Source organism: Kitasatospora sp. NPDC056181 (assembly GCF_042266225.1).
Taxonomy (GTDB): Bacteria; Actinomycetota; Actinomycetes; order Streptomycetales; family Streptomycetaceae; genus Kitasatospora.
Genome location: NZ_JBHJUK010000045.1, coordinates 12458 through 26252 on the forward strand (window position 1 = coordinate 12458; position 13795 = coordinate 26252).

General features: G+C 73.6%; 16 protein-coding genes. 8 read left to right on the top strand and 8 right to left on the bottom strand.

Features of this window, described 5'->3' with window-relative positions:
• Window positions 1-16: 16 nt before the first annotated feature.
• The 3 genes from ACFC1F_RS18770 to ACFC1F_RS18780 form a co-directional block, all read right to left on the bottom strand.
• On the bottom strand, window positions 17-562 hold the full coding sequence (locus ACFC1F_RS18770; protein ID WP_209410583.1) for a thioesterase family protein: 546 nt from the start codon (window positions 560-562) through the stop codon (window positions 17-19).
• Complete coding sequence (locus ACFC1F_RS18775) at window positions 559-888, bottom strand: hypothetical protein (RefSeq protein WP_376159588.1); 330 nt, start codon at window positions 886-888, stop codon at window positions 559-561. Before ACFC1F_RS18775 ends, ACFC1F_RS18770 begins: the two co-directional genes overlap by 4 nt.
• Window positions 889-1447: 559 nt before the next feature.
• Window positions 1448-1792: an ArsR/SmtB family transcription factor gene (locus ACFC1F_RS18780; RefSeq protein WP_376159590.1), complete on the bottom strand. Its 345-nt coding sequence runs from the start codon at window positions 1790-1792 to the stop codon at window positions 1448-1450.
• Window positions 1793-1900: 108 nt separating this feature from the next.
• Between ACFC1F_RS18780 and ACFC1F_RS18785 the strand changes: the two genes are divergently transcribed.
• From ACFC1F_RS18785 to ACFC1F_RS18795, 3 genes are all read left to right on the top strand, one after another.
• Window positions 1901-2887 carry a zinc-binding alcohol dehydrogenase family protein gene (locus ACFC1F_RS18785; RefSeq protein ID WP_376159591.1) on the top strand — a complete coding sequence of 329 codons (987 nt, stop codon included), beginning with the start codon at window positions 1901-1903 and terminating at the stop codon, window positions 2885-2887.
• A 68-nt stretch (window positions 2888-2955) separates the two neighbouring features.
• Entirely contained in the window at window positions 2956-3426 is a 471-nt protein-coding gene (locus ACFC1F_RS18790; protein WP_376159593.1) for a hypothetical protein, read from the top strand.
• A gap of 134 nt (window positions 3427-3560) precedes the next feature.
• Window positions 3561-3962 (top strand): YciI family protein, encoded by a 402-nt coding sequence (locus tag ACFC1F_RS18795; RefSeq protein WP_376159595.1) that lies wholly within the window; start codon window positions 3561-3563, stop codon window positions 3960-3962.
• A gap of 69 nt (window positions 3963-4031) precedes the next feature.
• Here the strand turns inward: ACFC1F_RS18795 and ACFC1F_RS18800 are convergent, their stop codons facing one another.
• A complete protein-coding gene (locus tag ACFC1F_RS18800) occupies window positions 4032-5444 on the bottom strand; it encodes an NAD(P)/FAD-dependent oxidoreductase (RefSeq protein ID WP_376159597.1) in 1413 nt (470 codons plus the stop codon).
• 340 nt (window positions 5445-5784) lie between these two features.
• Window positions 5785-6276 (bottom strand): cysteine/serine endopeptidase inhibitor, encoded by a 492-nt coding sequence (locus ACFC1F_RS18805; RefSeq protein WP_376159599.1) that lies wholly within the window; start codon window positions 6274-6276, stop codon window positions 5785-5787.
• Window positions 6277-6579: 303 nt separating this feature from the next.
• On the opposite strand from ACFC1F_RS18805, the gene ACFC1F_RS18810 reads away from it, so the two are divergent.
• Window positions 6580-6822, top strand: a complete 243-nt coding sequence (locus ACFC1F_RS18810; RefSeq protein WP_376159601.1) for a hypothetical protein — start codon at window positions 6580-6582, stop codon at window positions 6820-6822.
• Window positions 6823-6869: 47 nt separating this feature from the next.
• Here ACFC1F_RS18810 and ACFC1F_RS18815 read toward each other — a convergent pair whose 3' ends face one another.
• From ACFC1F_RS18815 to ACFC1F_RS18825, 3 genes are read right to left on the bottom strand one after another with little or no spacing between them, the layout of a single operon-like run.
• Window positions 6870-7706, bottom strand: coding sequence for an SMP-30/gluconolactonase/LRE family protein (locus ACFC1F_RS18815; protein ID WP_376159603.1), 837 nt, complete (start codon window positions 7704-7706; stop codon window positions 6870-6872).
• Between the two features lie 20 nt (window positions 7707-7726).
• Window positions 7727-7882 carry an SDR family oxidoreductase gene (locus tag ACFC1F_RS18820; protein ID WP_376159604.1) on the bottom strand — a complete coding sequence of 52 codons (156 nt, stop codon included), beginning with the start codon at window positions 7880-7882 and terminating at the stop codon, window positions 7727-7729.
• The gene (locus ACFC1F_RS18825; protein ID WP_376159606.1) at window positions 7809-8213 is read right to left on the bottom strand and encodes an SDR family oxidoreductase; all 405 of its coding nucleotides are present in this window, start codon (window positions 8211-8213) and stop codon (window positions 7809-7811) included. Before ACFC1F_RS18825 ends, ACFC1F_RS18820 begins: the two co-directional genes overlap by 74 nt.
• A 522-nt stretch (window positions 8214-8735) precedes the next feature.
• On the opposite strand from ACFC1F_RS18825, the gene ACFC1F_RS18830 reads away from it, so the two are divergent.
• From ACFC1F_RS18830 to ACFC1F_RS18845, 4 genes are all read left to right on the top strand, one after another.
• Window positions 8736-9692 carry a TauD/TfdA dioxygenase family protein gene (locus ACFC1F_RS18830; RefSeq protein WP_376159608.1) on the top strand — a complete coding sequence of 319 codons (957 nt, stop codon included), beginning with the start codon at window positions 8736-8738 and terminating at the stop codon, window positions 9690-9692.
• 106 nt (window positions 9693-9798) lie between these two features.
• Window positions 9799-11112: an ROK family transcriptional regulator gene (locus ACFC1F_RS18835; RefSeq protein ID WP_376159610.1), complete on the top strand. Its 1314-nt coding sequence runs from the start codon at window positions 9799-9801 to the stop codon at window positions 11110-11112.
• 147 nt (window positions 11113-11259) lie between these two features.
• Window positions 11260-12846 (top strand): ABC transporter substrate-binding protein, encoded by a 1587-nt coding sequence (locus ACFC1F_RS18840; protein ID WP_376159612.1) that lies wholly within the window; start codon window positions 11260-11262, stop codon window positions 12844-12846.
• A gap of 3 nt (window positions 12847-12849) precedes the next feature.
• Window positions 12850-13794, top strand: a complete 945-nt coding sequence (locus ACFC1F_RS18845; protein WP_376159614.1) for an ABC transporter permease — start codon at window positions 12850-12852, stop codon at window positions 13792-13794.
• Window position 13795: the final 1 nt, after the last annotated feature.

Consider the following 13795-nt stretch of genomic DNA (forward strand, 5'->3'; position numbering starts at 1 on the left):
GGTGAACGCGCCGCCGTCAGCGCGCCGAGGCGCGGCAGCGTCTGCGCGTGCGCTGCGCCGGGGCGGCCTGGCCCGCGCCGCGCGGGATGTTCACCGCCACCCGGTGGGCCGGCGACGGGGGCAGCGGGTCGGCCGCGGTCCCACCCGGCGCGAACGCTTCGAGGAACCGCCGCTCGGAGTCGCTGAGCGTACGGGAGCGACCGGACTCCCGATCTCGCGCGACCACCACGGTGCGTGCCCGCATATACGTCAGCGGATCGCGGCAGACATTCACCTCGACATGCGCGGAACTACGGCCGAGCCGTTCCACGGTCAGCCGCACCAGCAATGGCTCCGATGCGTGGTGGAGCTGCTCCAGGTAATCGATCTCGTGCCGTGCGATCAGGAATCCGGACGGGAAAAGGGATTCCCGGACGGCGACCGCGTGGTGGCGGAAGAGGTCGTAGATCCCCTCCTGGACGTAGGAGACCAGCCGGGCGTTGTTGATGTGCCCGTTCTCGTCGACGTCGCTCCACCGGGTGGGGCAGGTCAGGACATGCGCGTTGGAGTGCGACGCGCTCACTGCTTCTTCAGCCCGGCGTCGCCCTGGCCGCAGGCCGCGGCGGGCAGCAGCGCCCGCTGCAACCTGGCGTAGTAGACGGCGTGTTCGGAGGCCATCCGGGCGGCGGTCCACCCTTCCTCGGCGGCCTCGGCGGCGGCCTGGACGACCAGGCTGTCGAGCATCCCGTCGACGGCCCGGCAGAGCTCGGCCACCGCCGCCAGGCGCTCGGGCACGGCGACCTCGGCACCGTCGACGCCACCCCGGGCCGGGAACGCCGCGAGCGAGTCCACGGCGAGCCGCAGCTCGTCGACGGCGCCCGGCCGGATTTCCGAAAGGCAATTACGCACGGTTTTCTCCCGAAAGATTTACGGCATGATCGAATTCGTTCGAGTACGCCGGAGTGGTTGAGCGCGGATCGCGCACCCCCCGGTGCAACGGACGCTATCCCAGCCCGGCCATGTCATCGCAGGTTTACGGAGGCCAACGGGAAACTGCCCACCATTGGAGTAGTTTGCCGGGGCATAAAATCTGCCGCATCAGCCGAATGCCTCTCCCGGCGGTCACCCTGAGTGATCACGGCTCGGCCGTCCCAACCGGTCCACCGGCGAGCCCTGTTCAGGCGCGTGCCGCGCAACACGCGGACGCCGTCCGGGCGATGGAAGGCGAGCACCGAAGTGCACCGGGAGCACGGCCCGACGCGGCCGGGGGCCACGGTGAGCAGCCACCCGGCACCCGGCTCGCCGCCGACGCTCTTCACGTCCCGTCCGTCCCCCTCGCTGCCGAGGGGGACCCGGGCGAAGCGCCCCGCCCGCCGGGACGCCGCCGGACCGCCGGACGTCGCGGCCCACCCGGGCGGCCCGGCCACGTCCGCTCCCGCAGGCGCCCGGCGGGCGGAGTCGGACCGTTCTAGGCTGCGGCGTCCTCGGTGCGGGCGTACGCGGCGAGGACGGCGTCGAGGAGACCGGGGAAACGCTCCTCCAGGTCGGCGGCACGCAGGGCGGTGAGGCGGCGGTTGGCCTCCTCGCGCTGCCGGACCACGCCCGCCTCGCGCAGCACCTTGAAGTGGTGGCTGAGGGTGGAGGGCGCGACGTCCACCGGGAAGGTGCCGCAGGCCCGTTCGGGTTCGGCGCGCAGGATGCTCACGATGGTCATCCGGGTGGCGTCGGACAGCGCGTGCAGCACGTCGAACAGGTCGATCTCCCCGGTCGCGGGGTGCGCGAGCGGCGCCTTGCGGCGGGTGCTACGGGGCACGGACGGACCTCCCGGTCGCTCATGTTCGACAATCATCGAAACTGCGTGGTACCAATGTGCCGCAGCAATTTCGTAGTTCGTCGAACATCGTAGCTGAGGGGGCCCGACATGCGCGCACTGGTGATGACCGCACCCGGTGGAGCCGAGAACTCGGAGATCCAGGAGATCGCCGCACCGCAACCCGGCCCCGGCCAGGTGGCGGTCGACGTCGCCTACGCCGGCCTGAACTTCGTCGACGTGATGACCCGCCGGGGCGACGCCGCGTACGACTCCGGCTGGCCCCACCTGCCCGGCAAGGAGATCGCCGGGACCGTCCGGGCGGTGGGCGAAGGGGTCACCGGCCTGGCCGTGGGCGACCGCGTGGTCGCCGCCCCGCCCGGCGGCGGCCTGGCCGAGGTCGTCGTCGCCGACGCCGCCCTCACCGTCCCGGTCCCGCCCGGGCTCTCACTGCGCGAGGCCGCGGCCGCCCCGCTCGGCCTGGCCACCGCCATGCTGCTGCTGACCGACGCCGGCCGCTTCACCGCCGGGGACACCGTCCTCGTGCACTCGGCCGGCGGCGGCATCGGCAGCGCGATCGCCCAACTGGTGCCGCTGCTCGGCGGCGGCCGGCTGATCGGGACGGTGGGCCGCCCCGAGAAGGCCGCCGCCGCCGAGGCGTCCGGTTACCACCACGCGTACGCCCGCGACGAGCGGCTCCGCGAGGCCGTCCGGGCCGCCACCGACGGGCGCGGCGTCGACCTCGTCCTCGACCCGCTGGGCACCGAGGCCCTGGAGCTCGACCTCGACCTCGCCGCCGTGGGCGGCCGCATCGTCCTGTTCGGCAACGCGGGCGGCGGCGCCGTCGGCGCCCTGCCCCCGGTCTCCCGGCTGCTCGCCGGCAACCTCACCGTCACCGGCTTCAGCCACCGCGGTCTGGCCGCCACCGCCCCCGCCCGGCTGGGCCGGGCCGTCTCGCGGGTCGTCGACCTGCTCGCCGACGGCCGGCTCACCCTGCCCGTCACCGAGCTACCCGGCCTCGCCGACGTCCCCGCCGCCCACGACGCCATGGCCGCCGGCCGCGCCACCGGCAAGTACGTGGTGCGCGTCGGGAGTTGATCGACAGCCACGGGGCGGCCGGAGGAACCGGTTCGACACCGCGCCGCCCCGGCCGGGAGACTGCCACGGTGCTGCTGACCTACATCGCGGAGATCGCGGACGAACCCCTGCTCCTGGAGCCCGACGACCGCCACCAGGAGACCGAGACCAACACCTGGTGGCTGAGCACCGGGGACGAGGACCGGCGGTCGCTGTCGGTGCCCGAGGTGGTGGCCGCCTTCGAGCGGACCGCCGACGCCCTGCGCGCCCGGATCCATGCCTCGGGCTACGCCGGGCCGGCCACGTTCTACGTTTGGCACGACGAGCAGGCCGGCCAACTGCGCCTCTCCACCGGCTCGGTGCCGCGCACCCGACTGCCGTTCGGCGGCGCGCACGTGCCGACCGACGACCTGGGGCCGGTCGTCGCCGCCTTCCTGGCCGACGACCTGCCGGGGATCGTCCTCATGGACGACCTGGAGCCCTGCGACCCCGACGCCCCGGAACCCGAGCTCCCGCCCTTCCCCGTCTGGGTCCGCGACGTGGGCACCGACACGCCCTGACCGCCCGCCCACCACACGACGCCCGCCTGTCCGTCGTCCGCCTGTCCGTCGTCCGTCGGTCCGCTCGTCCGTCCGCCGGGCGGCGTGCCGTGCACGTCCGTCCGCGTGCGGCGGGCCGGTGCGAGGATCGCCGCATGAAGTACATGGTGCTGATGTACGCCGACCCGGCTGCGACCGAGGCGATGTCCGAGGCGCAGCGGGCCGAGGTGTTCCGCCGGCACGAGGCCCTCCACCAGGACCTGGCGGGCACGGGCGAGATGCTGAACGGTGCCGGGCTGGCCTACCCCCGGGACACGACGACCATCCGGTGGCGGGCCGACGGGCCCGGGGCGGCGAACGGGCCCGGGGCGGCTGGGCAGGCCGAGGCGGCGAACGGGCCGCTCACCGGGACGGCCGAACAGCTGACGGCCTACTACGTCCTCGACTGCGCGACCCCGGAACGGGCGCGCGCGATCGCCGAACGGGTCCTCGACTTCCACGTCGTCGCGGTCGAGGTCCGGCCGGTCCACGACTCGTTCGGGATGAACGGCGCCTGACCGGCCGGTGGCGCAGCCCGCGCCCGCTCCGGCCCGCACCAGCCCGGCCCGCAGCTCCCGCCGCGCCCCCTATCCCCGCCCCGACACCACGTCCGCCAGGCGGGCGATGGGTGAGGTGGTGGGGCGGCCGGCCGACTCCTGGTGGTCGGCGGCGTGGTAGGCGGCGTACAGGGCGTGCACGCCGATCCACCGCAGCGGTTCGGGCTCCCAGCGGCGGACGGTGTGGCCGACCCAGGGCAGCCGGGTGAGTCCGGTGTCACGGCCGAGAACGAGGTCGCGCAGGGTGCGGCCGGCCAGGTTGGTCGTGGTGACGCCGCTGCCGACGTAGCCGCCGGCCCAGCCGAGGCCGGTGGTGCGGTCGAGTTCGACGGTGGCGCACCAGTCCCGGGGGACACCGAGGACGCCGGCCCAGGCGTGGTCGATCCGGGCGCCGGCCGCGGCGGGGAAGAAGCTGTCGAGGATGGCGCGCAGCTGGCGGACGGTGGCCGGCTGGGTGGTGCCGTCGGAGTCGGTGCGCGAGCCGTAGCGGTAGGGGACGCCCCGGCCACCGAGGGCGATCCGGTCGTCGGCGGTGCGCTGCGCGTACATGTAGGCATGGGCGAAGTCGCCGAGGACTTCGCGGCCCTCCCACCCCGCGGCCGCCCAGAAGGAGGGCGGCAGCGGTTCGGTGGCGATCATCGCGGAGTTCATCGGCAGCCAGGTGCGCCGTTCGCCGCTGAGACCGGCGGTGAAGCCCTCGGTGGCGCGCAGCACGTGGTCCGCGGTGACGGTGCCGTGCGGGGTGACGGCGCGGGCGCGACGGCCCGGCCCGGCGGGGTGGATGGCCGTGACCCGGGTCTCCTCGTGGATGCGGACGCCGAGCGCCTCGACCACCCGGGCGAGTCCGCGGGCCAGCTTGGCCGGCTGGATGCGCGCGCCGTACGGCGTCCAGGTACCGCCGAGGCCGCCCGCCACACGGAGCCGCTCGGCAGTCTCGCGGGCGGTCAGCAGGTGGATGCGGTCGGGGCCGTAGGCGGCCTCCGCGGCGGCGAAGGACTGGAGCCGGGCAAGCTGGGCCGGGGTGCGGGCCACCTCCAGGACGCCACCGCGGACGATGTCCGCCTCGATGCCCTCGGCCTCGGCGGTGTCGGCCACCTCGCCGACCGCCTCGTCCATCGCCCGCTGCATGGCGGCGGCCGGGCCGGGCCCGTACCGGCGGGCGAAGGCGGACCGTCCCGCGAAGCCGTTGTAGAGCCAGCCGCCGTTGCGCCCGGAGGCCCCGTACCCGCAGAAGCGCTGTTCGAGCAGGGTGATCCGCAGCCCGGGCTCGGCCTTCTTCAGGTAGTACGCCGTCCAGAGCCCGGTGTAGCCGCCGCCGACGATGCACACGTCGGCGTCCGCGTCGCCGGGCAGTGCGGGCCTGGGCACGGGCAGGCCGCCCGGTGCGAACCAGAAGGAGACGCCGCCGTTGACGGCCGGGGTGTCTTCGCCGTTGCGGGCCACGGGAACCTGCTTTCGCTCGGTGATCTCCGGGGACGCTACGCCGCGCCCTCCCGCACGGACCACCACCACGCTGCCAGTATCCGGCTGCCGGGCCCTGCAACCTGTCAGGCCGAGTGGCGGCGGACGGGCCGGGTGCCCCGCCCCCGCCCGCCGCCACGCCCCGGGCCGTTGTGCGCCCGGTCGTCGTGTGCTCTGCTCTGGCGTGTTGCTGTTGTGCGCCCGGTGTTCGTGCACCCGGTTGTCGTGAGTCCGGTTGTCGTGTGCTCTGCTGTCGAGCGCCTTGCTGTTGTGGCGCCTTGCTGTTGTGGCGTCTTGCTGTTTGTGCGCCCTGCCCCCGGTGCTAGCCGATCGTCGAGCCCTCGACGGGTGCGGACAGCGGGACGGTCTCGCCCGCGAACCCGGTCTTGACGAACTGCCACGTGAGACCGGTGAGCACGCCCTTGTCCAGCGGCGCGAGGCGGGCGAAGGCGGGCTGGCTCAGGTCGATGTGGGTGGAGTCGCAGGACGGACACTTGTCCCTGACCGGCACGGTGACGGTCTTGCCCTGGTAGGTCACCTTGACCGAAATCCCCTTGCACAACGGGTCGTTGTTCGGGTTGGCGGTGGTCCACCAGGTGTGCGAGACGGCGACCAGCATCTGGTTGCCGGCGTTGATCTGGGTGCCGCAGGCGCCGAAGCCTGCGTCGTTGTAGTAGGTGGCCTTGCCGGTCATCGGCTTGTTGATCGGGATCGCGGCGCTGGCCGAGCCTGCGGTCAGGGCGATCAGCGCGGCGGCGGCGAGCGGCGCGCCGGCCAGGATGCGGGCACTCCTGATGCTCTTGACGACTCGCATGGTTCCCTCCGGTTCTTGGTGCGGACGGCATACCGAGCACGGGCGGGGCCGGGGACCAGCACCGGGGGGCCTGCGAGGTTCTCTGAGCAGGTCAATTCACCGGCGGTGCGGCGGAGTTCGAGTACGTCCGGCCCGCCCACGGGAGGACGCTATGCCGATCCGGCCAAAGCGGTCCAGACCTTTGAAGTGTTGTCATGAACACAAATCAGGATGCTTTACGAAAGCGGCCGAAGGCGGGACGATACGTGACCGCAGGGCCGGTCGCGCGTTCTCAGGGCACGTTCCGCACCCCCAGGAGGCCCCGTGCAGCCCGCGCTCCGCCCCGCCCTCACCGCCGCCGCGACCGCCGCCGTGACCACCGCACTCCTCGGCTCCGCCGTGACGGCCGGCCCGGCCCCGGCGGTCGCGGCCGTCGCCGTGCCCGCCGCGGCGCACCGGGAGGCCGAGCAGGGCTACAGCATCCCGGTCGGCGCCGTCACCGACCTCGGCGCACTGCCCGTCCTCGGCGGCCTCGGGCTCGACTTCGCCCGCCTGCTGGGGCAGTGAGAACGGCGGTCACCGGGCAGCGGTCACCCCCGGCGGCCCGGCTCCGGTCACGTCCTTGCCCCGACCCCGACCCCGACCCCGTCGAGCGCGAACAGGGCCCCGGAGAGCGGGTGTTCGTCCGTCCTGGCGGTGGTGATGTAGAGCGTGCGAAGGTCCGGGCCGCCGAACGTGCAGCTGGTCGCTCGCGGCGCCGGGAGCCCGACGCTGGCGAGCACGTGCCCGGCCGGCGAGAGGCAGTGGACGGCGGCGCCGCCCCAGAACGCCACCCAGAGGTTCCCGGCCGCGTCGAGCGTCATGCCGTCGGGGAGGCCCGGCAGGTGGGAGACGTCCAGCGAGCGGATGCGCGGGCCGACCGGGCCGTGCTCGGGGTACTCGTAGAGGTCGATCCGCCGCGTCGGGGTGTCGATGTGCCAGAGCCGGTCCGGCTCCGGCCAGGCGAGGCCGTTGGGGACGGACAGCCCGTCCAGGACGGGCCGCGCCGTCCCGTCGGCCTCCAGCCGGTAGAGCGGGCCGGGCCGCCACGGCTCCGACCGCTGCATGGTGCCGGCGACCGGGCGGCCGTACGGGTCGCAGGCGCCGTCGTTCATCCGGCGCTCCGGCTGGTCGGCCTCGACCGGGGCGAGCAGCGTGGTCCGGCCGTCGGCGGGGTCGAGCAGCTCGAAGCCGCGTTCGGTGGCGAGCACCGGCCGGCCGTCCGGTCGGAACATCAACGCCCCCGGGGTCACGTCGAGTCCGGTCCCGGTGACGCGGCCGTTCGACGGGTCCAGGGTCAGCAGGCGCCGGTCCTTGATGCCGATCCAGTACAGGCGCCGGGTGGTCGCGTCCCAGCGCGGGCCCTCGCCCAGGGCGAGGTGCGGGGTGTCGGCTACGGGTTCGGCACGCATGGGGCTTCTCCTCGGGGGTCTCAACGCAACAGGGCCTCGGGCAGCATGGCAGGCATCCCAGCGTCCACCGCAAGGCAGGCACTGTTGACGAAGGATGCATCGTCAACGGCCAGGAAGGCCACCACGCGCGCCACTTCGGCCGCGCTGCCGAACCGGCCGAGCCGGCCGAGCGGCACCGCGCGGCGCCGCGCGCAGCAGGGCCGCGCTCGTCTGCGGGTCGGTTCCAGACGTGCCGGCTGCGCTCGACCGGGACGAACCCGGCGCGACGGCGTTGCACCGCACCCCGCGCGGCCCCCACTCGACGGCGGCGGCCCGGGTGAGCGCCGCCAGCGCGGCCTTGGCGGCGGCGTACGCGGCGAAACCGGGCACGGCGCCGAACGCGTGCGGAGAGGCGAGGTGCCCGCGGAGCCGCGCCGGAGTTTCTTCCGCTCCGAGAGTTAATAACTCCGACAGGGCCGCAACAAGGTCGAATGCCGTCGTGAAGCCTGCCCGCCATCGTCCGGCCATCGCCCGCAACGGGGCGTCACACGACAGCAACACCCCTGCCCAGCAGGCAAAACGGCGATTGACAGCGGGCCTCGACGTTCAGCACGATGAGCGCCGAGCCCACTCGCAGCACGCCGGAAGGAGGGCCGATGACCACCGTTCGCCGTGTCCAGTGCCCTGCCTGTCTCCGCCCCTGCTGCGGCCGTTGCCGCAGCCGCTGTTGTCGCTGAACGCCCACCTGCTCAACGTCCAGGTGCTCAACACGCCTCTGGCGCACGTCTGCCCCTCTGAGCCCCTGAGTCCCTGACGACCCGACCCGACCGGATCGGACCGGACCGGACGGACCGGACGGACCGCCGCACGGTGACCCGCCGCGCTCCGACCTTCATCGTCGCCCCGCTCCTCCCGTCAGTCGCGCACTCCGCGCAGCGCCGCCGCCCTGCCGCACACCCGCACGGCCGGCGCGCACCCTGCCCTGCCCGAACACCCGCCTGCTCCCGGCCGGTCACGCCGGACAACCACGCGAAAGCCGAGGTACCAACCATGACCACCGCCCTCACCGAACTGCGCCTCACCCCCGCCGCCGGCCGGATCGGCGCGATCGTGCACGACGTCCGCCTCGGCGGCGACCTGCCCGCCGAGACCGTCGCCGCCCTGGAGGCCGCCCTCCACGCGCACAAGGTGCTCTTCTTCCGCGGCCAGGATCACCTGGACGATGCCGAACACGAGGCGTTCGCACGCCTGTTGGGCCAGCCGGCCGGTCACCCGACCGTCCCCAGCGCCGACGGCCGCTACATCTTCGAGCTGGACGCCACCAAGGGCGTGCGCGCCAACAACTGGCACACCGATGTCACCTTCGTCCCGTCCTACCCGAAGGCGTCCATCCTCCGTTCGCTGGAGCTCCCGTCGGCCGGCGGCTCCACGGTCTGGGCCAACACCGTCACCGCCTACCAGGACCTCCCCGAGCCGCTGAAGGTGCTGGCCGAGAGCCTGCGGGCCGTTCACACCAACGACTACGACTACGCCGCGAGCCTGGCCCTGAAGCCCGAACTGGCCGAAAACGCCGAGGTCGCCAGGCTGTTCCGCCAGGTGTTCGTCTCCACCGCGTTCAAGACCGAGCACCCGCTGGTCCGCGTCCACCCGGTGACCGGCGAGAAGACGCTGCTGCTCGGCGCCTTCGCGCAGCGGATCCAGGGCGTGTCGGGAGCCGACAGCCGGGCCCTGATCGCGCTGTTCCAGCGGTACATCGAGCGTCTGGAGAACACCGTCCGCTGGGAGTGGCAGGTCGGCGACGTGGCGGTCTGGGACAACCGCGCCACCCAGCACTACGCCGTCAACGACTACGGCGACGAGCCGCGCCTGGTCCGCCGGATCACCCTGGACGGCGACCTGCCGGTGGGCGTGGACGGCACCCCGAGCCGCCTGCTGGAGCCGGCCGAGCCGCCGAAGGTGGCCGGGCTCGTCCCGGCCGAGGAACTGGAGGCCGCCCTCCAGGCCTGAGCGCCGGCCGGCCGCCCCCGCCGAGCCTCACCGAAGCCCGCCAAGGCCCCACCGAACTCCCGCCGAACTCCCGCCGATCGCCCCTGGCCACCCCGAAAGGCCTCCGATGCCCGACACGCTCGCCCACCCTGCCCTGCCCCTGGGGGACGAACGGCGTTTCGGTGACGACCGGCGCCTCGGTGACGACCGTCGGATCGGTGACGACCGCAGGATCGGGGACGACCGCCGGGACGTCAACGCCGCCGCCGTCCTGCGGGCCGTGCTCGACCACGGCCCGATCGCCCGCAGCCGGGTCGCCGCGCTCACCGGGCTCAGCGCCTCCGCGGTGTCCCGGCAGGTGGTGGATCTCGTACAGCTCGGGCTGCTGCGCGAGCGGCCCGAGTTGACGGGCGGCGGGGCGGGCACGGTGGGCCGGCCGCAGGTGCCGGTCGACGTCGACACCGGGCGGCTCGCGGTGGCCGGCCTGCACATCGGGGTGCCGTACACCACCTTCTCGCTGCTCGACCTGCGGGGAAACGTGCTCTACCGCAAGGAGTTGAGCAACCGGGGACGCACCGGGCACGCCGTGCTCCGGCCGCTGCTGGAGCGCCTGCCCCGGCTGCTCGCCACCGTGCCGGGCGGCCGGCGGGTGGTCGCACTCGGCGCGGTCACCGGTGGCACGGTGGACCCGGAGCGCGGTATGACGGTCCGTCACGACCCCTTGCAGTGGAGGAACATGCCGCTGGGCGACCTGTTGTCCCGGGCCTCCGGACTGCCGGTCCAGGTGGACAACCACGCCAGGGCGCTCACCCAGGCGGAGATCCTCTTCGGACACCCGGCCGCACGCCGCTCGATGGTGCAGCTCTTCGTCGGCCACGTGGTGGACGCGGCGCTGGCGGTGGCCGGCACGGTCCACCTCGGACCGGCCTCGGCCACCGGCGACGTCGCCCATCTGCCGGTGCCCGACAGCGACGCGCTCTGCCACTGCGGCCGGCTCGGCTGTCTCGCGGTCGCCGCCTCGGACACCACCCTGTTCGAGGCGGCGGCCGCCGACGGGATCACCGCCCGGCCCGACCGCGCGGAGCTGATCGCCGCCGTCCGGGCCGGCGACCCGCGGGCCGACCGCCTCGTCCGCCGCCGGGCCGAGGTCGTCGGCCGCGCCCTCGCACTACTGGCGGACGTCGTCAACCCCGACCTGCTGGTGCTCACCGAGACCTTCGCGGTGCTCGACCCGGCCTATCTGGACGTGGTCCGCACCGAGTTCGCCCGCCGCTCCCACCTGCGACGGGACGCCGACCTGCTGATCGCCCAGAGCCGCGGCGCCGACGCGCTCGCGGTGGCGGCCGGCGCGGCCGTCCTGGGCGTGCTGTACGCCCGGCCGCTGCACGCGACGACCGTCGCCGCACAGGCCTCCCCGCTGGGCCCGGGGCAGCCGCTCTGACCTCCCGGGCGCACCCCGAGAACACCCGCCCGCCAAAACACCAGCCCGCCCCGACACTCGTCCGCCCCGACAACCACCGCGCCCCCGACAACCACCGCGCCCCGACAACCGCCCGACCGCACCCGCCACCCCTCCGAAGGACCCGCCATGACCGCGTTCACCACACCCTCCGCCCCCGGCCTCTCCCGCCGCGCCCTGCTGCGCGGGGGCCTCGCCGGAGCCGGCCTGCTGACGCTGGCGGCCTGCCGCTCGGCCGCGGACACCGCCTCCTCCGCCGCGAGCGGATCGGCGGGCCCGCGCCGGGGCGGCGTCCTCACGGTGGGCACCGGCGTCGACTTCACGCCGAGCCTGCTCTTCGCCCAGAGCGCCAACACCCTCGTCCAGCGTCTGGTCTTCAACACCCTGACCAGGTACGACGACAGGCTCCAGCCCCAGCCCGAGCTCGCCACCTCCTGGCAGCTCGCCGCCGACGGCACCAGCATCACCCTCAAGCTGCGTGAGGACGTGCTCTTCCACAGCGGCCGCAGGTTCACCGCCGACGACGTGGTGTTCGCGGTCAAGAACCTGCAGAACCCGGCCCGTTCGGCCCAGCTCCGTTCGACGGCCGCCACCGTCACCGACTTCCGCAAGAACGGCGACTTCGAGCTGACCCTCGTCCTCGCCCATCCGGTCAGCAACCTCTTCGACCTCTTCGAGTTCATGATCATCCCGGACTCGGCCACCGTCGAGGACGCCGTCGCCGGCACCAGGCTGGTCGGCACCGGGCCGTTCACCCTCACCGAGCGCAAGCCCGGCAGCTCGATCACCTTCGCCCGCAACGAGAAGTACTGGAACGCCGGCCGCCCCTACCTGGACGGGGTGGAGATCCGGATCGTCCCGCAGGCCGAGTCGCTGCTCTCCTCCCTCAGGACCGGCCAGACCCACCTCTCCTACAGCGTCCGCGGCAAGGACGTGGCCACCCTCAGGAGCGACCCGCAGTTCCGGATCAAGCAGTACGACACCGGCTCCGGCGCCTACTACATCGGTGCCGACCTCACCGCCGAGCACGTGAGCGACAAGCGCGTCCGGCAGGCCATCGCCTGGGCCGTGGACCGCGACCGGCTGGTGCAGCAGGCGCTCGGCGGCTACGGCACCGTCTCCTCCGTCCCCTGGCCCAAGTCCTCGCCCGCTTACAGCGAGGCCGGCGCCGGCCGCTACAGCCACGATCCGGACAAGGCCCGGGCCCTGCTCAAGGACGCCGGCCTCACCACGCTCACCCTGCCGTTCGCGCACTCCAACGAGCCCGGCGCCACCGCGATCGCGCAGATCCTCCAGTACGACCTCAAGCAGGTCGGCATCGAGACGGTGCTCCAGCCGACCGACTCGCCCACCATGCAGAAGCAGCTCATCTCCCAGACCATGCCCGCCCTCTGGACGCTGAGCCACGGCTTCGCCCAACTCCACCCCGCCACCCTCGCGGTGAGCGCCTACCCGTTCAACGAGGCCAGGAACAGCTCGCACTTCAGCTCCCCCGCCTACACCGACGTCGTCCAGAAGGCCTGGAACCGGCCGGACAGCGACAGTCCCGAGGCCAAGGCGCTCTACCAGCAGATCACCGACGTGCTGCTGGACGAGGAGTTCGTGATCGACCTCGCCATCGCCGGCCTGGTCGAGGTCGCCGGCAGCAAGGTCCGCGGCGTCGACCTCAACAAGTTCGGCTACCTCAACCTCGACGACTCCTACCTGACGGCCTGACCGATGCGCACCTTCCTCCTCAAGCGGCTGCCCTCCGGACTGCTCGTCCTCGCCCTCGCCTCCTTCCTCGTCTTCCTCGTCCTCCGGCTGATCCCCGGCGACCCGGCCACCTCGCTGGCCGGCCCCGACGCCGGTCCGGAGGCCGTCGCCGCCATCCGCTCCCGGCTCGGCCTCGACCAGCCGCTGCTCTCCCAGTACGCCGCCTGGCTCGGCCACCTCGTCACCGGGGACCTCGGGCCCAGCTACGCGATCGGCGGGCAGGTCGCCGACCTGATCGGCAACGGCCTCGGCGCCACCGTCCAACTCACCCTCGGAGCCCTGTTCCTGGTGATCGTGATCGCGCTGCCGCTGGGCGTGCTCGGGGCCACCACCCGGCGCCGCCCCGTCGCCGCCGCCGTCCAGACGTTCACCACGGCCGTCCTGGCCGTACCCCCGTTCGTCACCGGCGTCCTGCTGGTGCTGCTCTTCGCGGTCACCCTCGGCCTGCTGCCGGCCGGCGGCCACGAATCGCTGCTCGACCAGCCGGACCTCGCCGTCCAGTACCTCCTGATGCCGGCCCTCTGCCTGGCCCTGCCGAGCGCCGCCGTCCTCGCCCGCTACCTCAAGGACGGCATGGAACGCGCCCTCGCGGAGGACTACGTCCGCACCGCCACCGCGCTCGGCGTCTCCCGCCGGCGGATCGTCTGGCAGCACGCGCTGCCCAACGCGCTGCCGCCCGCGATCACCGTGCTCGGCCTCCAGGTCGGACAACTCATCGCCGGAGCCGTCCTGGTGGAGCGGATCTTCGCCTGGCCCGGGCTCGGCCAGCTGATCGAACAGGGCGTGATCCGCCGCGACTACCCCGTCGTGCAGGACCTCCTGCTGCTGATCGTCGCCGTCTACGTCGCCGTCCAGCTGTTCACCGACCTGGTGTACGCGTGGCTGGACCCCCGGATCCGGTGGGAGTAAA

What these genes read in the sequence shown, in the direction of transcription:
- ACFC1F_RS18795 (WP_376159595.1), top strand. Translation starts at nt 3,561, where the DNA reads ATGAAGTACATGGTGCTGATGTACGCCGACCCGGCTGCGACCGAGGCG.
- ACFC1F_RS18815 (WP_376159603.1), bottom strand. Translation starts at nt 7,706, where the DNA reads ATGCGTGCCGAACCCGTAGCCGACACCCCGCACCTCGCCCTGGGCGAG.
- ACFC1F_RS18840 (WP_376159612.1), top strand. Translation starts at nt 11,260, where the DNA reads ATGACCGCGTTCACCACACCCTCCGCCCCCGGCCTCTCCCGCCGCGCC.
- ACFC1F_RS18805 (WP_376159599.1), bottom strand. Translation starts at nt 6,276, where the DNA reads ATGCGAGTCGTCAAGAGCATCAGGAGTGCCCGCATCCTGGCCGGCGCG.
- ACFC1F_RS18830 (WP_376159608.1), top strand. Translation starts at nt 8,736, where the DNA reads ATGACCACCGCCCTCACCGAACTGCGCCTCACCCCCGCCGCCGGCCGG.
- ACFC1F_RS18785 (WP_376159591.1), top strand. Translation starts at nt 1,901, where the DNA reads ATGCGCGCACTGGTGATGACCGCACCCGGTGGAGCCGAGAACTCGGAG.
- ACFC1F_RS18835 (WP_376159610.1), top strand. Translation starts at nt 9,799, where the DNA reads ATGCCCGACACGCTCGCCCACCCTGCCCTGCCCCTGGGGGACGAACGG.
- ACFC1F_RS18825 (WP_376159606.1), bottom strand. Translation starts at nt 8,213, where the DNA reads ATGGCCGGACGATGGCGGGCAGGCTTCACGACGGCATTCGACCTTGTT.
- ACFC1F_RS18845 (WP_376159614.1), top strand. Translation starts at nt 12,850, where the DNA reads ATGCGCACCTTCCTCCTCAAGCGGCTGCCCTCCGGACTGCTCGTCCTC.